The 21,780-nt window shown below is 70.8% G+C and carries 18 protein-coding genes and 1 pseudogene; 9 read left to right on the forward strand and 10 right to left on the reverse strand.

The genetic code is table 11. The annotated features are described in order from the left end of the window. The 4 genes from GAS53_RS29400 to GAS53_RS29415 form a co-directional block, all read left to right on the forward strand. Positions 1-716: oxidoreductase (locus GAS53_RS29400; protein ID WP_151480817.1), on the forward strand; the 716-nt coding region annotated here is incomplete at its 5' end. A gap of 65 nt (positions 717-781) precedes the next feature. Further along, entirely contained in the window at positions 782-1,300 is a 519-nt protein-coding gene (locus GAS53_RS29405) for a nuclear transport factor 2 family protein (protein WP_151480749.1), read from the forward strand. 200 nt (positions 1,301-1,500) lie between these two features. Beyond that, positions 1,501-2,658 (forward strand): L-dopachrome tautomerase-related protein, encoded by a 1,158-nt coding sequence (locus GAS53_RS29410; RefSeq protein WP_151480750.1) that lies wholly within the window; start codon positions 1,501-1,503, stop codon positions 2,656-2,658. A 306-nt stretch (positions 2,659-2,964) separates the two neighbouring features. Further along, positions 2,965-3,591 (forward strand): class I SAM-dependent methyltransferase, encoded by a 627-nt coding sequence (locus GAS53_RS29415; protein ID WP_151480751.1) that lies wholly within the window; start codon positions 2,965-2,967, stop codon positions 3,589-3,591. Positions 3,592-3,783: 192 nt separating this feature from the next. On the opposite strand, the gene GAS53_RS29420 is transcribed toward GAS53_RS29415, so the two are convergent. Continuing rightward, complete coding sequence (locus GAS53_RS29420; protein WP_151480752.1) at positions 3,784-4,989, reverse strand: MFS transporter; 1,206 nt, start codon at positions 4,987-4,989, stop codon at positions 3,784-3,786. A gap of 405 nt (positions 4,990-5,394) precedes the next feature. On the opposite strand from GAS53_RS29420, the gene GAS53_RS29425 reads away from it, so the two are divergent. The 3 genes from GAS53_RS29425 (at position 5,395) to GAS53_RS29440 (ending at position 9,872) form a co-directional block, all read left to right on the forward strand. Further along, complete coding sequence (locus GAS53_RS29425) at positions 5,395-6,606, forward strand: glycosyltransferase (RefSeq protein WP_151480753.1); 1,212 nt, start codon at positions 5,395-5,397, stop codon at positions 6,604-6,606. A 215-nt stretch (positions 6,607-6,821) separates the two neighbouring features. Next, the gene (gene helR / locus GAS53_RS29430; RefSeq protein WP_151480754.1) at positions 6,822-8,990 is read left to right on the forward strand and encodes an RNA polymerase recycling motor ATPase HelR; all 2,169 of its coding nucleotides are present in this window, start codon (positions 6,822-6,824) and stop codon (positions 8,988-8,990) included. A gap of 252 nt (positions 8,991-9,242) precedes the next feature. Then, on the forward strand, positions 9,243-9,872 hold the full coding sequence (locus GAS53_RS29440) for a thiol:disulfide interchange protein DsbA/DsbL (protein ID WP_151480756.1): 630 nt from the start codon (positions 9,243-9,245) through the stop codon (positions 9,870-9,872). Between the two features lie 109 nt (positions 9,873-9,981). On the opposite strand, the gene GAS53_RS29445 is transcribed toward GAS53_RS29440, so the two are convergent. The 4 genes from GAS53_RS29445 to GAS53_RS29460 form a co-directional block, all read right to left on the reverse strand. Further along, entirely contained in the window at positions 9,982-10,779 is a 798-nt protein-coding gene (locus GAS53_RS29445) for an inositol monophosphatase family protein (protein ID WP_192583337.1), read from the reverse strand. Between the two features lie 150 nt (positions 10,780-10,929). Beyond that, positions 10,930-11,328: a DUF3592 domain-containing protein gene (locus tag GAS53_RS29450; RefSeq protein WP_151480758.1), complete on the reverse strand. Its 399-nt coding sequence runs from the start codon at positions 11,326-11,328 to the stop codon at positions 10,930-10,932. Between the two features lie 125 nt (positions 11,329-11,453). Continuing rightward, on the reverse strand, positions 11,454-12,884 hold the full coding sequence (locus GAS53_RS29455) for a serine/threonine-protein kinase (protein ID WP_225859169.1): 1,431 nt from the start codon (positions 12,882-12,884) through the stop codon (positions 11,454-11,456). A gap of 160 nt (positions 12,885-13,044) precedes the next feature. After that, on the reverse strand, positions 13,045-13,824 hold the full coding sequence (locus tag GAS53_RS29460; RefSeq protein ID WP_151480760.1) for an NAD(P)H-dependent oxidoreductase: 780 nt from the start codon (positions 13,822-13,824) through the stop codon (positions 13,045-13,047). 137 nt (positions 13,825-13,961) lie between these two features. On the opposite strand from GAS53_RS29460, the gene GAS53_RS29465 reads away from it, so the two are divergent. Together GAS53_RS29465 and GAS53_RS29470 are read left to right on the forward strand one after the other, a co-directional pair. Further along, a complete protein-coding gene (locus GAS53_RS29465) occupies positions 13,962-14,810 on the forward strand; it encodes a helix-turn-helix transcriptional regulator (RefSeq protein ID WP_151480761.1) in 849 nt (282 codons plus the stop codon). Between the two features lie 269 nt (positions 14,811-15,079). Continuing rightward, positions 15,080-15,421 (forward strand): transglycosylase family protein, encoded by a 342-nt coding sequence (locus tag GAS53_RS29470; protein WP_151480762.1) that lies wholly within the window; start codon positions 15,080-15,082, stop codon positions 15,419-15,421. A gap of 119 nt (positions 15,422-15,540) precedes the next feature. Here GAS53_RS29470 and GAS53_RS29475 read toward each other — a convergent pair. The 5 genes and pseudogenes from GAS53_RS29475 to GAS53_RS29495 all read right to left on the reverse strand — a co-directional run. Next, positions 15,541-15,729, reverse strand: a pseudogene (locus GAS53_RS29475) (beta-ketoacyl-ACP reductase); the annotation flags it as partial. A gap of 40 nt (positions 15,730-15,769) precedes the next feature. Continuing rightward, on the reverse strand, positions 15,770-17,380 hold the full coding sequence (locus tag GAS53_RS29480) for an MFS transporter (protein ID WP_151480763.1): 1,611 nt from the start codon (positions 17,378-17,380) through the stop codon (positions 15,770-15,772). Continuing rightward, the gene (locus tag GAS53_RS29485; RefSeq protein ID WP_151480764.1) at positions 17,377-18,837 is read right to left on the reverse strand and encodes a class-II fumarase/aspartase family protein; all 1,461 of its coding nucleotides are present in this window, start codon (positions 18,835-18,837) and stop codon (positions 17,377-17,379) included. The genes GAS53_RS29480 and GAS53_RS29485 overlap by 4 nt, the downstream gene beginning before the upstream one ends. Then, positions 18,834-20,855, reverse strand: a complete 2,022-nt coding sequence (locus GAS53_RS29490) for an FAD/NAD(P)-binding protein (RefSeq protein ID WP_151480765.1) — start codon at positions 20,853-20,855, stop codon at positions 18,834-18,836. The genes GAS53_RS29485 and GAS53_RS29490 overlap by 4 nt, the downstream gene beginning before the upstream one ends. Continuing rightward, entirely contained in the window at positions 20,852-21,778 is a 927-nt protein-coding gene (locus tag GAS53_RS29495; RefSeq protein WP_151480766.1) for an NAD-dependent epimerase/dehydratase family protein, read from the reverse strand. Before GAS53_RS29495 ends, GAS53_RS29490 begins: the two co-directional genes overlap by 4 nt. Between the last annotated feature and the right edge of the window lie 2 nt (positions 21,779-21,780).

Below are 21,780 nucleotides of genomic sequence, written 5' to 3' on the forward strand. Positions count from 1 at the left end.
TCGGCACAGGCCGCGACACCTCACGCGTTCCCCCGCTCCACGGTGTGACGTTCCTCGACCTCGACGTGGTCAGTGACAAGTCGGTCACCACCGCGGTCCAGCAGGTGATCGAGCGGTTCGGGCGGATCGACGTCCTGGTCAACAACGCCGGCATCGGCTCGATAGGCGCGGCCGAGGAAACCTCCCTCGCGCAGGCCCAGGGCGTCTTCGACATCAACGTATTCGGTGTCATGCGCATGGTGAATGAGGTCCTGCCGCACATGCGCGCCCAGGGACGCGGGCGCATCATCAACCTCTCGTCAGTGCAGGGGTTCATCCCCGCTCCCTACATGGCCGTCTACGGCGCGTCCAAGCATGCGATCGAGGGCTACTCCCAGTCCCTGGACCACGAGGTCCGGGAGTATGGCGTGCGGTCGCTTCTCGTCGAACCCGCCTACACCCGGACCGGATTCGAGGCCAACAGCGCGAAGCCCGACACGCCCCTGCAGATCTACGCGGATCAGCGGCACGTCTTCGACCGCCTGATGGCGGAGGCGATCAAGGACGGCGACGACCCCGCCGTGGTCGCCAAGGCGATCGTCACGGCAGCGACCGACAAGAAGCCGAAACTGCGCTACGCCGCCGGCCCCATGGCCGGACGCGCACGGATGCTCCGCTTCGTTCCCGCCTGGGTCTTGGACAAGCAGATCCGCACGATGAACAAGCTCGCCGGCTGACACCCGCCACCCGCGCATCCCGCCACCCACAAACCCGTTCGCGCCGTTGATACCGGGAGAGACCCGTGTCCGAGACCCTGCACTCCGCCGCCACTACCATCGCGCGCTGGCGCTCCGCCGAGGAACGCGGTGATGTCGAAGCCGCGGTCGCGTGCCTGAGCCCGGACGTCGTGCTCAGCTCGCCGCTCACCGACCAGTTCCCCTTCGAGGGATCTGACCAGCTGCGCGACTTCCTGACCGTGGCGTTCGCGGCGGTCAAGGACGTCCGATACCACACCCAGACCGGCGAGGGCGACAAGTACGCCCTGGTCTACCGGGCGCGGGTGGGTTCCCAGTCGTTCGAGGAGGTGCAGATGCTGCGGCTCGACGACCAAGCACGCATCACGGAGATCACGCTCTTCGGGCGTCCGATGCCGGCCCTCACCGCCCTGATGCACCTCATGGGTCCAGCGCTCGCTCGCCAGCAGGGCCGCCGGGGCCTTGCGACGCTCATGAGCGTCAGCACCGTACCCATTCACGCGATGGTCTCCTCGGGGGACCGCAGCATGGTCGCGAAGACCCGCCCGGCAGCCCGGCGGACCTGAGAGCTCCAGGTCCACCGGCCGTTTGACCCCGTTCCTCTTCCAGGAGTTGGCGGTAGCCGCAGGCGATGTCCTCGGCGGACAGCGCTCCTGGTGGCGCCCTCCACCAGCCACGGCAGTGTCCGGCCATTCCCACCACGCGCCGAGGTGCTGCGGCAACTCGCCGCGCTCTCCAGTGACTTGACCCAAGAGGAGACGCTCTCATGAAACGACGTACGTTCCTTACGGCGACCACCGCGTCGCTGGTCGCCACCCAAATCGCCGGACCCGCCTACGCCTCCGCATCCCCCTCCGGTTCAACAGCCGGTCACTACGAGGTCGTTGCCCGCTTCTGGGGCGCGATGCCGACAGGGGTCACCGTCTCGCGCCGCGGCCGCATCTTCGTCAACTTTCCCCGCTGGGGCGACGACGTCCCGTTCACCGTCGCCGAACTGCGGGGCGGGAAGCCGGTGGCCTACCCCGACGCCGAGGTGAACCGCGAGGACGCCTCCGACCTGGCCGGGCACTTCCAGTCGGTGCAGAGCGTCGTCGTCGACCCGGCCGACCGGCTGTGGATCCTCGACACCGGAAGCCCGCTGTTCGCCGGGTCCTCCTACGGCGGCCCGAAACTCGTGGCGGTCGACCTGCGCACCGACCGCATCGTACGGAAGATCCTCTTCCCGCCCGAGGTGGTGCCTGCGAACAGCTACCCCAACGACGTGCGCTTCGACCTGCGGCGCGGCGCCCAGGGCATGGCGTTCATCACCGACTCGGGCGGCTCCAACGGCGTGATCGTGGTCGACCTCGCCACGGGCCGCTCCTGGCGGCGACTGGCCGGACATCCCTCGGTGCTCGCGGACAAGCAGTTCCTTCCGGTCATCGAGGGCGAGCCCTTCATGGTCCGCCCCGCCGGCGGCGAGCCCACGCACTACGAGACCGGTTCCGACGGCATCGCCCTCAGCGCCGACGGCACGCGCCTCTACTACTGCCCGCTGTCCAGCCGCCGACTGCACAGCGTGTCCACCGACGCCCTCGCCGACCCGGACGCCACGGACGCCGAGGTGGCGGCCACGGTCGAGGACCTCGGGTTCAAGCCGATGGCCGACGGCCTGGAGAGCGACGACAAGGGACGGCTCTACGGCGGCGACCTGGAACACAACTCCCTCTGGCGCAGGAGCCCGAACGGCACCTACCGGACCCTCGTCCAGGGCAGCGACCTGCTCTGGGTCGACACCCTGTCCGTCGCCTCGGACCGCCACCTGTACGCCATCGCCAACCAGCTCAACCGGCTGTCGCCTTTCCACGAGGGCAAGGACCTGCGCCGCAAGCCCTATCTCCTGGTCCGCCTGCCGATCGACGCCGGGCCGGTCAGGCTCGTGTGACCTCTCCGGCTCGCGTCATGTGGCTGCCTGGTCGCTTCCCGGTACCCACCCCAGCCGCGCAGCGGGCGACCTCGACCCGGGCGCTATCCGACCAAGGTCGAAGACACGCAGGCGGACTTCGCTTGCCTGGGGGCGCTCTCCCACCCGGACTCACCGGCGCCGTGGTGATCCGGTCCGGTGACTGCTCGCTGAGACGAGCCGCGCCCGCGTACCGTCGTAGCAGGCTCCGAGGTCTTTACCTACGATCAAGCGCGATGGCAGCGTCCCCGCCTCTACTACCGAGGCTGACCGGAAGGCACGCAGAACATGAGCAGGCAACGCGACCGCTGGGCGGAACTGACAGGCGGACAAGCCGGAGAGCAGTACGCCCAGCGCTTCGCGCGGCTCGCCGAATCGGGCCATGACATCCACGGCGAGGCCGCCTTCTGCGCCGCACTGCTGAAGCCCGCCGCCCGGATCCTCGACGCCGGCTGCGGCACCGGCCGGCTCGCGATCCGGCTCGCCGAGCTGGGCCACCACTGCACCGGCGTGGACACCGACCTTTCCATGCTCACTGTCGCCCGCGGTGCCGCCCCCGCGCTGGAATGGCTCCACGGCGACCTGGCGCACCTGGATGCCCTCGGCCTGAAACCGGGCTTCGACCTGGTGGTTGCCGCCGGGAACGTCATCCCCCTGCTGGCCTCCGGCACCGAGTCAGCCGTCGTCCAGCAACTGGCAGCCGTCCTGCGTCCCGGCGGACTGCTGGTCACGGGCATGGGGCTGGACGCGGCACACCTGCCGCTACCCGAACCTCCAGTGACTCTGCCGGAGTTCGATCACTGGTGCACCCAGGCCGGACTGATCCTGCGCCAGCGCTACGCCACCTGGGCCGGCGAGCCCTACAGTCAAGGCGGCGGCTATGCCGTCAGCGTGCACTCCCGCCCCACCACCTGAATCCTGGGGGCCTCGCCAACTCCGGGATGCTCCGCCACAGCGGACCAAGATCCGGACCGTACACAGGCCAGCGCCGTCGCCCTCCCTCGCCCTCGGCCTTGGCTGTAGTGACTGCTGCGGTATCGGCCGCCAGGTGATCGATGGCCGCCTCAACGGCACCGGGCTGGTTCTCGACGGCCGGCCGGCATCAAGTCACCTGCAGTGGCCAGTCTGCTGCGCGGGTGACCTGGCCTGGTGTGCGGCAACGAGCATGACGATGACGGAGATCAGGACGATGCCGGCGCCGACGTAGAGCGGCGCGGTGTAGCCGAGGCCCGCGGTGATGGCCAGGCCCCCGAGCCAGGCGCCAAGCGCGTTGCCGATGTTGGACGCGGACACGTTCGCGCTGGCGGCCAGCGCCGCCCCGTGGGCGAAGTCGGTGACGCGAGTGATCATGCCGGGCACGCTGGCGAACCCGAACAGCCCCATCAGAAAGACCAGTATCACCGACGCGGTGGCGCTGTCGGCCAGCAGACCGAACACGGCCAAGGTGATGGCAAGTCCGAGCAGCGCGAGGACCAGGGCGCGGTCACGGTCCCGGTCGGCCGCTCGCCCGCCGATCAGGTTCCCGACGACCAGGCCGACGCCGTACACCATCAGCAACCAAGCGACGTCCGCCGAGGAGAAGCCGCCCACCTCGGTGAACGTGTAGGCGAGATAGCTGAACGCACCGAACATGCCGCCGTAGCTGAGCGCGGTGGCCGTCAGGGTCAGCCAGACCTGCCAGGACCGGAACGCGCGGAACTGGGCCCGCAGGCTGCTGGGCGGTATCGGGTCTGACCGGTCCGTGGCTGTCGGCGGCCGTGTCTCTCCCGCGCCGCCGGGGACGAGGGCGATGATTCCCACCAGCGCGAGTACGCCGATTGCGGTGACCGCCCAGAAGGCCGCTCTCCACCCCCAGCGCTCACCGACCAGCGCACCGAACGGCACGCCCAGCACGTTCGCAAGCGTCAGCCCGGCGAACATGACCGCCACCGCGCGGGACTTCTTCTCCGGCGCGACCAGACTGCGAGCGACCAGCGAGCCGATACCGAAGAACGAACCGTGGCACAACGCCGCGACGATCCGACCGAACAGCATCACCGGATAGGTCGACGCGACCGCGGACAACAGATTGCCGATGACGAACAACGCCACCAGGCCGACCAGGATCCCCTTGCGGGGCAGCCGCGCCGTCGCCGCGGTCAGCGCGATCGCGCCGATCGCGACACTCAACGCGTACCCGGAGATCAGCCAGCCGGCGGCCGCCTCGGACACCTCGAAACTCGACGCCACCTGCGGCAGCAGCCCGGCGATCAGGAACTCGGTCAGACCGATGCCGAACCCGCCGAGTGCCAGCGCGATGAGCCCACTCGGCATCCGTCGCTCTCCGATCGACCGCCCAACGAGTCGCGGGGTACGGGACTTTCCGCCGCGGCTTGTGGATCGCCCGGATCACGTACCGCACACGTGTGGCCCCATGCCGGACGGCGCGGCACCGAGGCACCACTATGCCAGCAGGGGTACGGAGTTCGTACGGGCGCCCGAATGACGGCACCCTCGACGACGCGGGCGGCGGTGCGGTGCCGCTGTACGCGGCACGCCGCGACGCTGTTTCGCGAGGAGGTTGTCCGTCCACAGCGGACGACAAAAGGAAAGGCAAGGAGGTCACGCGCTCCTTGCCACTCTTAACTTATAGCGCACCGGGGGGCTTGCGGCAAGGCCCCGGTCGTGCCGCAGAATCTCCGGCCAAGGCCAGAATCTGCGGAAACGGGGAGTCGCAAAGTGCGTGTGTTGTTGTCGACGTATGGGTCGCGCGGGGATGTCCAACCGATGGCGGGACTCGCGGTCCAGTTGCGGGCGCTCGGCGCGGAGGTGCGGGTGTGCGGGCCGGCGGACGAGGAGTTCGCGAAGCTGCTGGCCGGTGTCGGCGTGGAGCTGGTGCCCTTCGGCCCGTCGGCGCGCGCCCTGACGAAGTCGGCGCCGCCACCGTCGTCCTTGCCGGAGCGCGCGGCCGCGGTGGTCGCCAGCCAGTTGGACGTGGTCACCCCCGCCGCCGAGGGCTGCGACGTGCTGGTGGCGACCGGCATGATCTCGGCCGCGGCCGGCGCGCGGTCGGTGGCCGAGAAGCTGGGCATCCCCTCCGTGTCCGTGACCTTCCAACAGCTCACCCTGCCGTCGCCGGACCGCCCGCCGCTGGCGTTTCCGGGTCGGCCACTCCCGCCGGAGGTGACCGACAACAGGGTGCTGTGGGACCTGGACGCGCAGAACATCAACGCGCTGTTCGGTGAGGCGCTCAACACCAACCGGGCGTCGATCGGCCTGCCCCCGGTGGACAGCGTCCGCGACTTCGTCATCGGTGACCGGCCGTGGCTGGCGACGGACCCGACCCTGGACCCGTGGCAGGGGACACCGGATCTCGACGTCGTACAGACCGGGGCGTGGGTCCTGCCGGACGAGCGCCCGCTCCCGGAGGAGCTGGAGGCGTTCCTGGAGGCCGGTGAACCACCGGTGTACGTGGGCTTCGGCAGCATGTCCATGCACGCCTCGGCGGACGCCGCCCAGGTGGCCATCGAGGCGGTCCGCGCGCACGGCCGCCGCGTACTCATCGCCCGCGGCTGGGCCGACCTGGCCCTGATCGACGACGCCGACGACTGCTTCGCCGTCGGCGAGGTCAACCACCAGGCCCTGTTCGGCCGGGTGGCCGCCGTCGTGCACCACGGCGGCGCGGGCACCACGACGACGGCCACCCGGGCCGGCGCGCCTCAGGTGGTGGTACCCCAGATCGCGGACCAGCCGTACTGGGCGGGCCGGGTGGCCGAGTTGGGCATCGGCGCGGCACACGACGGCCCGACCCCGACCTTCGAGTCGCTGTCGGCCGCGCTCGGGACGGCCTTGACCCCCGAGACCCGCGAACGAGCGACCGCCGTGGCCGGCACGATCCGCACCGACGGAGCCACGGTGGCCGCGAAACTGCTGCTCGACGCGGCCGGTTGAGCAAGGCCGCCCGTGTCCGCGTGAACCACGCGGATTCGTCGAGCCAGGCCCCAGAGAACACGAGAACCTGCGAACCCGGACGGCCAGAACCGACAACGGCCACGCGGTCCACATCAGGCGAAGCGTTGCTCGTCATGGCCACCAGGTTCGTTACGCCGGTCCAGACGCCTTGCTGCGCGCCATGGACGCAGCAACCTCACATCGGAGCTGATGACGTGAACCCCCTGACCACCAGGGCGTTTGACCTTCCTGACCACCTCTCCCCCAAGGCCGACCCGACGCTGATCGGCGGCGATGAGCAGCACTTCGCGGCCATCGCGGAGTGCCTCGAGCAGACGATCGCCGAGGTGTCCGACCGCCTCGATGCCGAGCGCAGGGCGCCCGGCGGCATGGGCCGGCAGGCGATGGACCGGGACATGGAGATCCACCGGCTGGCCGCTCGCCTGCGCGCACTGCGTCGCTTCGGTCTGGACCTGTGCCTCGGACACATGGTCAGCGCGGACGATCCCGAGCCCGTGTACGTCGGACGACTTGGCCTTACGGACAGCGCGGGTCGTCGGCTGCTGGTCGACTGGCGCTCCCCCGCGGCTGAGCCGTTCTTCGGAGCCACCCACGCCAACCCGATGGGTCTGGCAAGCCGACGCAGGTATCGCTGGACCCGCGGCCGCATCAGCGACTACTGGGACGAGGTGTTCACCGCGGACGGGTTCGCCGGGCACGCCGCGCTCGACGACCAGTCCGCCTTCATCGCCAGCCTGGGCAGCACCCGGTCGCCGCGGATGCGAGACGTGCTCGGCACCATCCAGGCCGACCAGGACGCCATCATCCGCGCCGGATCCCGCGGCGCTCTCGTCGTCGACGGCGGTCCGGGTACCGGCAAGACCGTCGTCGCCCTGCACCGCTCCGCCTACCTCCTCTACTCCGACCCTCGCCTCGGTCACCGTCGGGGCGGCGTGCTGTTCGTCGGTCCGCACCGGCCCTACCTGGCCTACGTCGCCGACGTCCTCCCCAGCCTCGGAGAGGAGGGCGTGCAGACCTGCACCCTGCGGGACCTCGTCGCCGAAGGAGCCGCGGCAGCGATCGAGACCGACCCGGACGTGGCACTCCTGAAGTCGTCCGCGAACCTGGTGAAGGCGATCGAGACGGCCGTCAGGTTCTACGAGGAGCCGCCCAGCAAGGGGATGACGGTCACGACCCAGTGGTCCGACATCTGGCTGAGCGCCGACGACTGGGCTGTGGCGTTCGAAGCAGCACCCGGTACTCCGCACAACGAGGCGCGCGACCAGATCTGGGAGGAACTGGTCACGATCCTGGTGGACAAGCACGACGGCGACGATGTCTCGCCCGACCTGCTCCGCAAGTCGCTGTCGCGGGACAGGGAGCTGCTCACAGCCTTCAATCGCGCGTGGCCGCTGCTCGAAGCGGCCGACCTCGTCGGGGACCTGTGGTCGGTACCCGCCTATCTGCGGATGTGCGCTCCCTGGCTCAGCCCCGATGACGTTCAGAAGCTGCAGCGCGCGGAGGCCCAGGCCTGGACGGTGTCCGACCTGCCGCTCCTGGACGCGGCACGGCAGCGGCTGGGCGACCCGGAGGCGGCGCGGCGCAAGCGTCGGCACGAGGCCATCCTCGCCGCCCAGCGCGAGCGTACGGCGCAGGTCGTCGACAACCTGATCGAGGCCGCGGCCGACTCCGGTGCCGACGGTGACGACGGCGAAGGCCTGGTGAGGATGCTGCGTGGCGAGGACGCCAAGGTCAGCCTGGTCGACGAGTCCGAGCTGCCCACCGTCGAACCGGACCTGCTCGCCGGCCCGTTCGCGCACGTCGTCGTGGACGAAGCTCAGGAACTCACCGACGCCGAGTGGCAGATGCTGCTGCTCCGCTGCCCGTCCCGGAGCTTCACCATCGTCGGGGACCGCGCCCAGGCCAGGCACGGGTTCACCGAGTCGTGGCAGAAACGCCTCGAGCGGATCGGGCTCGACCGGATCAACCTGGCCTCCCTGAGCATCAACTACCGGACCCCGGAAGAGATCATGGCGGAAGCCGAGCCGGTCATCCGGGCCGTGCTCCCGGACGCCAACGTGCCGACCTCCATCCGCAGCGGCGGCGTCCCCGTCGTACACGGATCCACCTCGGATCTGGACTCGGTCCTCGACACCTGGCTCGCCGCACATGCGGACGGGATCGCCTGTGTCATCGGCGATCCCGCATTCCGGGCGACGTCCCGCGTCCGGTCACTGACCCCGGAGCTGTCGAAGGGACTCGAGTTCGACCTGGTCGTCCTCGTCGACCCGGAGAAGTTCGGCGAGGGCATCGAAGGAGCGGTCGACCACTATGTCGCGATGACCCGGGCGACCCAACAACTCGTCATCCTCACGAGCTCCTGAGGTCGGCCGGACGAACGCCCGCTCCCGGGCGAGTTGGTGGCGTTCCCGGTGGCCGCCACACCACCGGGTACGACGCGTTCACGGCCCGCCTGCGGGCATGCGCGGACTCGACGAGCTTGGAGAACCCCGCCAGTTCAGCGGTGCGGGAGTCGGCCCCGCGGGTGACCTTGGTCCACCGGTGGACGGTCCGATCGGGGGACCTTGCGTGTGTCACCAGGGTGCGCTCAGACGCAGAGCGCAAGGGTGGCCCGCATGAAGAAGATGGTGTTGCGCCTGCTCGCCCTGTCCACCGTTCTCGGCTGCCTGCTCGGCGCCTCCGCCGGCGAACCGAAGGAGGGCGTGCAGTACGTCCGGCTCGCGCACCCGGTCACCGGTGTGGACGCCCGGCAAGTGGCGGAAGTGTTCTGGTACGGCTGCCACCACTCCTATGAGCTCGAACAGCCGTTGGCCGACTGGGCCGCACGGCAGAATCCCCCGGTGAAGGTAGTGCGGATCCCTGCAGTCTGGCCGGACCAGCCCGACATGGTCGCCTACGCCCGCCTCTACTACACACTGGACCGGCTCGGCCTCGCGCAGCGCATGGCGATCCCGGTCTTCCACGCCGTGCACGACCAGCGACTGAACCTCACCACCAAGGCGAACGTCCTGGCCTGGGCAGCCAAGCAGGGCCTCGACGTGAACGCGGTACGAGCCGCCTACGAGTCCAAGAAGGTCACCGACGCCGTCAAGGCGGCCCCTGCGCTCCGTGAGCGCTACCAGGTGGTCGAACAGCCCACCGTGGTGGTGGGCGGGCGTTTCCGCACCTCCCCGTTCCAGGCCGACAGTGTCGCCGGAACCATCCGGGTGCTGGACCACCTCCACCGCACCGCAGCGGCCCGTTGAGCGAGTAGTTGTCCTTCCTGATGCGATGTAGGAGCGGGGTCTCCCGCTGCTACATCGCATCATTCTTGTGGGGGGTGGGATGCCAGCCGGAATCTACGAGGTCACAGCGCTAGCCTCGACCGCGGAGCATCGACAACAGCAGCGCGTGAGTCTCGGCGTCCGCGGCCACTACGAGCCCACGGCCTGCCTGCCCGATCGGAGCGCCGTCGACTCCGGTGACGACGCAGCCGGCGGCCCGGCACAGAGCGACGCCGGCGGCGAAGTGCAAGCTCTCGGTCAGGTCACCGCCATCGGTGAGGTATGCGGCGCGCTTGCCGGCCGCGACCCAGGCCAGCGCCAGCGTCGTGGAGACCACCCGCGGCCGGAACCGTTCGACGAACCCAGGGTGAGCGAGCAAGTCCACGGCCCGGAATCCGGGGGCGCTCGGAAAGGGCGGATCCAGGTTCACGTCCACCAACTGGGTGGCAGCCGTCGGCGCCAGCTTCTCGTCGCCCCCGTCGCGCCGGACCCAAGCGGTCTCACCGTCGGTGAAGAAGACCTCGCCGCTGAACGGATCGGCCACCGCCGCCGGGCCGTTGCGCAGTGCCACGTTGACGGCGACCAGCATGTTGCCGACGGCGTAATTGAGCGTGCCGCACAAGGGGTCCACCAGCCACTGGCGCACTGCGTCGGTCGCACCCTGTTGCCCGCCTTCCTCGCCGAGCACCGCATCCTCGGGCCGGGCGGCACGGATGACGCCGAGGATCGCCTCCTCGGCCGCCACGTCGGCATCAGTGGCGAAGTCCCCGGCACCTTTGTCGATGCGGCTGAGCCGCCGCCCGTACCTGACGCGCACGGCCTCCGCACCGGCACGCGCCGCAGCTATCGCAACCTCAGCGTCGTCAAGGCTCGCAGGTGAGTTGATCACGGCGTGCAGGGTATCGGGGCGAGGCACCTGCCGTATGCGCGGCCGGCCGACGGCTTCCATGCCTCCGCACTCATCAACCCGGCGAACCGATGTGGTCAAGGCACCAGCGCCACCGGATCGTTGACGATGCCCACCGCGCAGAAACGGTTGTCAGCGGACCGCTCGGGAGAACATCCCACAAGCCAAAAGCAGGCCGATGACCGCCCACATCACACTCCCCTCGGGCTCCTGCCAGCTCAACCACACCTCTGTCGGATTCTCACGGTTGTACCGGAGGGTGATCTTCTGGCCGCTGATCATTCCTTCCCCGATGTGCGGGGGCACCCCAAGTCGGCCCGTCACCATTCGGCCGTCAGCCCTGGTGGGAAACTCCACCACAAGCTCGTACACCGGGCCTTCGCCGGTGTCCGCAACCTCGACTTCAACAACCCGCCCGGCGCACACTCCCGCCTGCCAGTACCGCCGCCGCTCCCGAACGAACCCGAGCCAGCTCCCCATAACCATCGCCAACAAGACCAGGCCACCCAGCAGGCACAACACGCGGACCATCCGCCAAGCCTCGGCTCAACTCACCACTGCGTCAATCGAGTCGGCCGAAGTCACCAGAACGCGAAGCACTCTGGCCACGAGCCTTCCGGAGGCACCGCACGGAGCGGTGGTGTCCGGCGCGGGTGTCAGCGGCGGAAGGCAAGAAGCAGCAGGAGGATGACTGCGGACGTGCCCGTCCAGATGCCCAGCAGTGCGAGTCCGGCCCACCACCAGGCGGTGCTCGTCAGGCCGATGAGGAGGCCGAAGGCCAGGGCTCCGTTCACCCATCCGCCCAGAGAGACGGCGTAGTTGACCGGCTCGGGAAAGTCCAGCCGGTCCACGGTCTCGGAGATGCCGTGACCGGTGGCGAGAATGCCGTAGAAGCACCCGAAGACAGCCGGCACCGCGAGAAGCTCGTTCCACTCGGACCACCCGACGGGCAGGCCTTTGGTGAAAAACCCGGCGCAGCCGAACACCGACGCGTAAACCACACAACCGAAGGTGTCGTGGGCCCTGTCGCCTTCGCGTCCCATCGCCATGACGGAGCCCGGAGCCAGCATGGCGAGCAGGGGCAGCCCCACCAACCAGCCGGTCCCCAGCGGTGTCAGCGAGTGGAGCAGGAGCCAGCTCACGCCGGCCGTCACCAGCAGGATCACCGACCACGTCGCGCCGGGCCGCGTGGGACGGCCCAGCGGCGCGGGCGGGCGGCCAGACGCGGTCGGCAGGGCGGCCAGCCGCCGGCGCACGACCTGGGCATCCCGCGGCCGTCGCTCCGGCCGCCAGTCAAGGAGGGCAAGGACCAGTTCGTCCCACCCCTCCGGCAAGCTCGGGCACAGCGCACTCGGCGCTGCCGGCGCGTCCGTCGGGTGCCAGGGGTTGGGGCCGTCGGGAAACGGCTGCCGTCCCGTCAGCAGCTCGTACAGCATGCACCCCAGTGCGTACAGATCGCTGCGCGTGCCCGAGACCGTCGAGTCCCCGGACACGTCCACGACCTCTTCCAGGGCCTGCTCCGGAGCTACGTACGCGAGCGCGTGGGCGGAATCGCTCGTGCGCAGGGCGTGGCTCTGGTGGACAAGCCGCGCGATCTGGAAGTCCAGCACCACGGCCCGGCCGTCCTCGCCGATCATCACGTTCGACGGCTTCAGATGCTCGTGGCTCCCGCCTCGCTCCAGCGCCCGGCAGATTTCCTGCCCCCACCGGGCGATCTCCTCCAGCCCCGGTCGCCGCTCGGCCAGCACCCGGTCCAGGGACCGGCCGCGCACCTCCTCCATCACCACATACAGCACCGTGCGGCCGTCCACCTCTTCGCCCCCGGAGTCGTACACGGCCACAATGTGCGGGTGGGGCCCCAGCTTGGCGGCCGTCCGCGCGGTGCCCTTGAACAACCTGGTGTAGAAGCGCACGGATCGCCGGTGCTGTCTGTGCTCCTCGGGAAGCCCGGTCACGATCCCGGTCAGCGTCTTGACCGCGACGTAGCGCGCGGACTCCTCGTCCCACGCCCGCCACACGGCCTGCGACCCGCCGCCCCCGATCCGCTCCTCCAGCCGGTACCGCCCACCCAGCAGCGTCCCCCGCATGTACGTCACGTCCCCTTCGTCAGCGGTCAGGCGAGGACACACGCATCCTCGCCCGGCGCCTGCGGGACCCCTCCCGTCAGCGGGAGCGCTGAGTGGCTTCATCTTGCGGCACTGGGGGAACCGGACCTCTTGGTCGGGTCGAAGCCACCGCGGTCGTCGCCTAGCCGCGCACGTGCAGCCCGAAACCCGTGCGGCCTGCGGGCTCCAGTCCCTCCTTCAGGTGCAGCGAGGGGATCTCGTAGTCACCGAAGTTCTGCCGCCGGAACCCGATCGGCTCGGTCGACTCCAGGGTGAGCAGGCGCTGCTCCCACGCCTTGGCGACGTCCGCGTAGTCCTCGCCGGTCATCCGGTCGGTGCCGTACAGCACGAACGGCGGCAGCACCTCGATGCCCGGGTAGTAGAGGATGCCGTGGTGGATCGGGAACAGCAGGTCGTCGATGGGGCCGTTGATCCCGCGAACGGCGTAATGCGACTCCGGGCCGCCGGCGGTCACCGACAGCAGAGCCTTCCTGCCCGCGAGGGTGCCTTCGCCGAAGCGCTCGCCGTACCTGGTGTCGCTGTGCTCGCCGACGCCGTACGCGAAGTGGTACGTGAACACCCGGTCCACCCAGCCTTTGAGGATCGCGGGCATCGTGTACCACCACAGCGGGAACTGGAAGATGATCGTGTCGGCCCACAGCAGCTTCTCCTGCTCGGCGAGGACGTCCGGGGTGAGCGTCCCGGCGTCGTAGGCCCGGCCCGAGTCCAGGGCGACCTTCAGCGGACTTGAGGCGTTGGGGCCGTAGTCCGCGGCGTCCACGACCGCCTTCCAGCCCATCGCGTACAGATCGCTCACCCGTACCTCGTGCCCGGCGGTCTCCAACGTGGACACCGCGAGGTCCTTCAGCGAGCTGTTGAGCGACTTCGGCTCCGGGTGGGCGTAGACGATCAGCGTCTTCATGGGAACTCCTTCGGATCGGTGCTTTCGATCCTGGGCGTCGCGGCGCCCGGCGTTCAGGGGCGCCGCTTCCATCGGACGGGACTTCCTGGTATCGGCAGGGCCACCTTCACGGGCACCACCGAGGCCATACTGGGGGCATGGACGATCTTGCGGGTTTCCTGCGGACCCGGCGTTCCCGGGTCGACCCGGCGGCCGTCGACATCCCCACCGACAGCCGTCGCCGGGTCGAGGGGCTGCGCCGCGAAGAGGTCGCGCACCTGTCCGGAGTCAGCGTCGACTACTACGTACGCCTGGAGCAGGGCCGCGCGACCCAGCCCTCCGAGCAGGTCCTCGACGCGCTCGCCCGCGTCCTCGGCCTCGACGAGACCGAACGCGGGCACCTCTACCGGCTCGCCCGGCAGCGCCGCCGCCGCGCGAAGGCCCCTGGCGGGCGGGTCCGGCCGGAGCTGCTGCGCGTCCTCGACCTGGTCACCGACGCACCCGCACTGATCGTGGACCACCGCCTGGACGTGCTCGCCGGGAACCGCCTCGCCGGACTCCTCTACGGCCGGCCGATGCCGGGCCTGAACACCGCCCGGCACATCTTCCTCGAGGAGGCCGAGCGCGGCCTCTACGCGGACTGGGAGAAATGCACCCTCGACGTGGTCGGGCACCTGCGCCTGGCCGCCGGCAAATACCCCGAGGACCCCCGCCTGGCCTCGCTCATCGGCGAGTTGGCGATGGGCAGCGAACGCTTCCGCCGCCTCTGGGCCCGCGCGGACGTGCGCGCCCGCACGCATGGACGCAAGGCGTACCGGCACCCGCTGGTCGGACTGCTGGAACTGCACCAGGAAAACTTCGCGCTACCGGACGAATCGGGCATGGAGCTGCTGGTGCTGTCCGCGGCCCCCGGCAGCCCCGCCGAGGACGGGCTGCGTCTGCTCGCGGGCCTGGGCGCGGACAGCGGTGACGCGCATCCCGCAGTGAACGCTCAGGTCCGCGAGTAACTCAACGACGCCCACCCACCGCCGGGAGCACGCCGCCCTCGTCCACTCGCCGGCGTCGGTAGGCCACGGCCAAGGCGACCAACGCGGTCGCCTGCTGGCTGCCGGCCTTGATCTGAATGCCCTCATTCGGGCACGCCCAGGGCCATGGACGTGGGCCAGTCATCATCTGCCGGGTGAACCCTTTTGGGTGTCTGAGCCCCGTGCCCAAGTCGCCACTTTCCGTCACATGGTGCAACAGTCTGTATGTGATCTCGTCACAGAATGCTGAAATGATCAACACTCGTGGCTGCCGCCGCCGTGGGGTCGGAACGGCACTCGTGCTCTTGGCGACCGCCGTGATATCGGGCGTTGCGACGAGAGCGGAGGCCCTGCCCTCCGTTCAGTCCGGGCCTGACTGGGATGCCATCGCTGCGTGTGAGTCCAGCGGCAACTGGAAGGCGAACACCGGCAACGGCCATTACGGCGGCCTGCAGTTCACGCAATCCAGCTGGGCCGCGGCCGGCGGACTCAAGTTCGCCCCGCGGGCCGATCTGGCCACCCGCAAAGAACAGATCGCCGTGGGCAAACGCCTGGCCGCCCTGCAGGGGATGTCGGCGTGGTCCTGCGCGTGAGTGAAGACATCTGTCGGGACGCCGACCAGAGACCCCTGTTCGCCGATTACCCCGCGGCGCACTTCCGTCTCGTCGGGCGCCTCCGACGAGAATCCGCGACTGTGTCACCACCACCGAAGCTGACTGTCCGTCACATCGCGTCGTACGGCCAGGAAGCCCTGGGACTCAGGCGGCTCGTCACCGCGGTAGGTCACCGCGACGCGGTCTCCCGCCGCGGCGAAGTGGCGGGCTGTGGCCAGGCCGATCCCTCTGTTCCCTCCGCTGTTCCCTCCGGTCACGAAAACCGACCGGGCCGCTGCCTGCGCCATCGTGCCGTCCCTCTCCTGCCCAAAGCTTGTCTCGAGACACTTACGCGGTTTCCACGTGGTCGTCCCGCGCCTCTCGTGGTTCTTCCGGCCCTTCCTGAAGGTTCTGCGGGCGCGCTTCCCGTACGCGCAGGCCCACGGCAGACACGGCGAACCCGACGAGGGCCAGGACGGCGGTCCAGAGCGTGGCCGCGTACATCGCGTCGAGGAAGGCGCGGTCGGCCGTCTCCGCCAGCTCCGGCAGTCGCAGTGAATCGGCCAGCGCGCGGGCCGCCTCCGCCGAGGTCCGGGCCTGCTCCTCCGCGCCGGGCGGCAGCCCCTGCGGACCGCCGGGCAGCGTGGCGTCCGCCATCCGCTCCCGGTACACCCCGGAGAGGACCGAGCCGGCCACCGCCACCCCGAGCGTCCCGCCCACCTGCCGGGTGACGCTGTTGACGGCCGATCCGGCGCCCGCGAGATGCTGCGGCACCCCGCTCATCATCACGGCCGTGACCGGCGTGCCGACCAGGCCCATACCGAAACCCTGTACCCACAGCAGCGCGGCGATGGCCACGATCGGCGTCCGCTCGTCGAACCACACATAGCCGACGTACGTGGCGGCGGTGGCGAGGATTCCGGCCGCGACCGTCCACCGGGCCGACAGCAGCCGGCTCATCGCCGGGGACGCCTGACTGCCCAGGACGATGCCGACCGCGGCGGCGATCATCACGGTTCCCGCGTCGGCCGGGGAGAGCCCGCGGGGCCCCTGAAGGTAGAAGGCCGCGTAGAACAGATGCCCGGCCAGCGCCATGAACGCGAGCAGCAGCACCACGCTCCCGGCCGTGAACCCGGGCTGACGGAACAGCCGCAGATCCAGGCTGGGGGACGGTGACCTGCGCTGACCGGCCACGAAGGTGACGAGCAGCGCGCCGCCCAGGAGGAGGGGCAGCAGCACATGCGACCCGTGCCAGGTCTGTCCGTTGCCGAGTTCGATGATCCCGTAGACCACGCCGCCAAGACCGAGCACCGACAGGGCAAGACCCGGCAGATCGAGCACCCGGCGGCGTGCACCGCCCAGGTCGGGTACGAGGGCCACCACCCCGGCCAGACACAGGGCGACGATCGGCACGTTGACCAGGAACACCGAACCCCACCAGAAGTGACTGAGCAGCGCCCCGCCCACGACCGGACCGACGGCCACGCCCAGACCGCTGGACGAGCTCCAGATCGCGATCGCCCGGGTGCGTTTCTCCTCCGGAGTGCTCTGCACGATGACCGACAGCGTCGCGGGCATCAGCAGTGCACTGCCCGCGCCCATGAAGGCGCGCGCCACGATGAGTTGGGCCGGGCTCCCGGCGAAGGCCCCGACGCCGGAGGCGGCGCCGAACAGTGCCAGACCGGCGAGGAGAGTCGTCCGGGGGCCGAAACGGTCGGCCAGCGCGCCGCCCGCGAAGAGAGTGCCGGCGAAGACCAGGGTGTAGGCGCTCGCCACCCACTCCAGTTCGGCGGGCGTCGCGCCCAGGCCCTTCTCCGGGTCGGCCAGGGTGGTGACGGCGACGTTGAGGACCGAGGTGTCCAGCCAGATCAGCATCTGGGCGCAGACCACGACCAGGAGGACGGGCCACGACCGGGACGGGGCGGCTCTCCCTCCGGTGCTGCTGCTCGCCTTGCTCATCGGCTGCCTCCGTGGTCCGTGTTGTCGCCGAGGCGCCCCTGGCTGAGGTCCGTGTGGCTGAGGTCCCCGTATCCGCGCAGCGCCCGGTCGACCAGCGTGTCGGCGGCGCCCGTGTAGCGGGCCGGGTCGAGCAGTTCCGACAGCTGGGCGGGGGTGAACCGGGCCGACAGCTCACGGTGGCCGGACAGCACGTCGCCGATGGTGCGCCCGGTGCCGGCTGCCTCGGCCGATGCTGCGGTCAGCAGCTGCTTGGCCCGTGCCTTGCCGAGCGACGGGGCGAGCACCACCGTGAGCCGCTCGGTGACGATGGCGCCTCCGGTCAGTTCGAGATTCGCGAGCATCCGTTCCGGGTGGACGATCAGCCCCTCCGCGAGCTCGACGGCGGTGTGCGCGGCCCCGCCCGCCAGCCGCAGAGCCTCCCGCAGCGGCTGCCACTCCGCGTGCCACGCCCCGGCGGGCCGCTCGTCCTCGGCGAGCATGCACTGGGCCAGTACGAGGGCATGGGCGGGCACTTGACGGGCGGCCGCCACGATCAGCGTGGCGAGCGCGGGGTTGCGCTTCTGCGGCATCGCCGAAGACGCCCCGCGGCCCGCGGCCGCGGGCTCGGACACCTCACCGATCTCGGTACGGGACAGCGTCTGTACATCGAGTGCGAACTTTCCGAGGGCTCCGGTGACCAGCTGAAGCACCGACCCCAGTTCGGCGACGGGCGTGCGCACGGTGTGCCAGGGCAGCACCGGCTCGGCCAGCCCCAGGGCCTGCGCGAACGGCCGGAGAAGCTCCACCCCGCCCTCTCCCTCCCCACCGTCCAATGCCGCGTACTCGCGGTACGCGGCGAGGGTGCCGGCCGCGCCGCCGAGTTGGGCCGGGAGGGCGCACGCGACCGAACGCACCCGGGCCAGGGCATCGGCCACCAGCTGGAGCCAACCCGCCGCCTTGAGGCCGAGAGTGGTGGGGACCGCGTGCTGGGCGAGGGTGCGTCCGGCCAGGACGGTGTGGCGGTGGGTGTCGGCCAGCGCGGCCAGGGCGGCGCCGGTGCGTTCCAGGTCGGCGGCGATCAGACCGAGCACCCGGCGGGCGATCAGCATGGCCGCCGAGTCGAGGATGTCCTGGCTGGTCGACCCCCGGTGCACATACTCGGCGGCGGCCGCGTCCTTGGCTGCGACCACCTCGGTGAAGGCCGCCACCAGCGCGACCACCGGGTTGGCCGCGGCCCGGGCCGCATGGGCCAGGGCGACCAGGTCCAGCCGCTCCGTACGAGCCGCCGCCGCGATCGCCTCCACCGCGCCGGCGGGCGTCAGCCCGACGGCGTGCTGGGCCCGGGCCAGCGCCACTTCGACATCCAGCATGGCCTGCAGCCATGCCTCGTCGGTCACTTCGGCCGCCGCGGGGGTGCCCGCCCAGGTGGGGGCGAGCAGGCCGGCGTCGGTGCCCACGGACATCCCGTTCACGCTCATCGACTCCCTGTGCCTGATGTCTGATGGGTGGTCACAGCGGCAGCGCGCACCGGCGAATCGGCGTCGTCCAAGCCGTCCAAACCGTCCAAACGAAGTGCCGCTCGCGCGATCGCATCCGAGTCCTCCAGCGTCACGGAGCCGACGCCGGGCCTGATGCCGACCGCCGTCACCCAGCGGACACCCTCCGTCGGTACCCCGAAGGCGAACCGGCGCGGGTGCGCCCGGCCCGCCGCGTCCACCAGCCGGGACGGGCTGCCGGTCACCGCCAGTCCGCCCGTCTCGTGACCGTCCAGCCGGTACGGGCCGCACTGGCCGGCCGTCAGCAGCCCACGCAGCAGCGGATTGGCGCTGTGCCGCAGAGCGACAGCGGGCAGCCGCGCCTCGACCAGCGCGCTCACCAGCACGGGAGGCTCGGACACGAGCTCCGCGTCCACGAGGAAACCGCCCGCGAGCGCCGAGGGCCGTACCCGCATCCCCGGACCGACCACATGCAGCACGTCGGCCTCGATCAGCGCGATCAGCTGCTCGACGCGGAAGGCCGGCGGACCGATCGAGGTGAACGCGTTCAACGGCGTGTACCAGCCGTCCAGTTCGGCACGGTACGACTCTCCGGAGACACCGCCGTGGTCGACCACCAGTCGGATCTCGTTGCGCAGGTCCCGCAGGGCGTCCAGCGCCGCTTTCAGCGGCCCGCTCACATTGCCCAGCCGGGCCTCGGCGACATCCCGCCGCAGGTGGCCCAGCAGCCAGCGCCGGAAGTCGTCACGGCCGGCGAAGGTCCGCTCGCCGTACGGACGCTCGATCCGCCGCCAGTCCCAGCGCTCGCCGGGCGGCACCGCGTACCGGTCGAGCAGGGCCGCTTCCCCGGCTCCGGCGAGACAAGACCGTACGAACTCCTCGGCGGCCCAGGTCCCGTGGACGGCCCGGATCCACGCCTCGTGGTAGACGGTGCGGACCTCCCGGTCGATCAGCGGCCAGATGTCACGGCGAAAGGTGGCGGGATGCCCGCCGTCAGCCCGCCGCCGCAGCCCGGCGATCACGTCCGGGGTCAGGAACCATGGGTGGTGACGGCCGAGCGCGCCCTTCTCGTTCTCGCCCCGGGCGTGGTACGGCACACCGCGCCGCGAACCGGCGTACAGCACCGGCTCGTTGCCGCTCGGGAGGTACACGAGACCGGACTGGCTCTCCTTGAACGTGCCGCCGCGGCCCTCGGTCAGCAGCGCCAGATGGTCGAAGAAGTTCAGCCCTAGACCGCGCAGCGCCACCCGCGTGCCCGGCGGGATCCCGCTCAGATCGACATCGGCGGGGTTGGCCGGCGCCACATAGCCGAGACCGTGCCGGTCGGCGAAGGCGCGCAACTCCCGTTCCTCCGGGCTCGGTACCAGCGCTCCGTGGCCGAGCGCCAGCACCACCGCGTCCATCCCGGCCGGCCCGCCGCCGTCCTCCAGCGTCACCGTCTGCCGCCCGTCCGGGGCGTCGTCCAGCGCGACCGCGGTCCCCCGGTGCGTGTGGACCGTTACCCCGGGAGGCGCGGTGCGTAAGACATGCCGGAACACCCACTCCAGGTAGTGGCCGTGGAACGCCCGGGTCGGATAGGTGTCCGGGCCGAGCAGCCGGGCCTCGTCCAGAACCCGGTCCGGGTAGTCCTCAGCTACCGCTCCGCCGTCGGCGAGCGTGCGCGCCCATTCGTACAGGCTCGGCCCGGGCACCGACGGCCCCGCGCAGTCCACGCTGTCGTCGGTGAACAGGGTCACCTGGGAGGCGACCGTGTTCATCAGCAGCTCGCCCGGCTGGTCGGTACGCCACACCGCGCCCGCCCCGGGCGGGTACGGGTCGACGAGGTGGACCGCGACCGGCCGGCCGGTGCCCTCGGCGTTGGCGCAGATTCGCTCCAGGACCGAGAGTCCGCGCGGACCGGCGCCGATCACACAGACGGCGAGGGCCTGTGCCAGGCGTCGCCCGGCAGGCGCAACTTCCGACAAAGGCCCTCGGGTGTCCTGAGCACCCGGCTCGGTCATTCCTCGCCCAGCCCGTCGCGCCAGCTCGGCCGCAGTGGTTTCCAGCCCAGTGCCGTACGGGCCCGGTCGTTGGCCGCTCCGCGCGCCGCGGTGAGCTGATGGGCCATGAACCAGCCGAGCAGCCGGGGCGCGAGGGCCGCCGGAATCGTGCGCGGGGTCGGGCCGCCGAGGGCACGGGCGTAGTGCGGCAGCCACTGAGCGGCCGCGGCCGGCTCGTCGTCCGTCACGTGGAAGACCCCGGTGGCGTTGGACTCGACTGCCGCCACCGCGGCACCCACGGCGTCCTCCACGTGCAGGAACGACATGATCCCGGACCCGCCTTCGGGCAGCGGGAACCGCCCGGCCAGCACCCTCTCCGCGGTCCCGCCGGTACGGGCGTACGCGGTTCCGGGGCCGTACAGCGTGCCGTACCGCAGTACGACGCCCGCGAGGTCCGGGCCGCTGCCCAGGACCAGCCGCTCGAGCTCGGCGACGGCCCGTACCGTGGCGGCCCAGCCGGGGTCCGGCGCGTCCACGTACAGCGGTGCGTCCTCGTCGAGGACCGGCTCCCCTTCCGGCGCGGCGGCGAAGGCGATGCTCTGCGCGACCAGCCGCCGCGCACCGGCCGCGCGGGCCGCCGCGACCAGGTTGGCGGTGCCCTCGGTACGCAGCCGCGCGGTCAGCGCGAAAGCCTCCGCGGGGTCGTCGCGCAGCAGCCGCAACGCCGACATCTGATGGACGATCACCTCGGGCCGGGCGGCCGACACCGCCGACAGCAGGGCCTCCCGGTCGAGGGCGTCGGCGACCATGACCGCGTCCGCCTCCGGGGCCCGCTCCCGCGACTCCTCACGCACCAGCGCGCTCACCTGGTGCCCCCGCGCCCGCAACGCGCCCACCAGCGGATGTCCGACCACTCCGGTGGCCCCGGCGACAAGCACCCGCACGG

The sequence above is a fragment of the Streptomyces albicerus genome, assembly GCF_008905045.1.
GTDB classification, from domain to species: Bacteria; Actinomycetota; Actinomycetes; order Streptomycetales; family Streptomycetaceae; genus Streptomyces; species Streptomyces albicerus.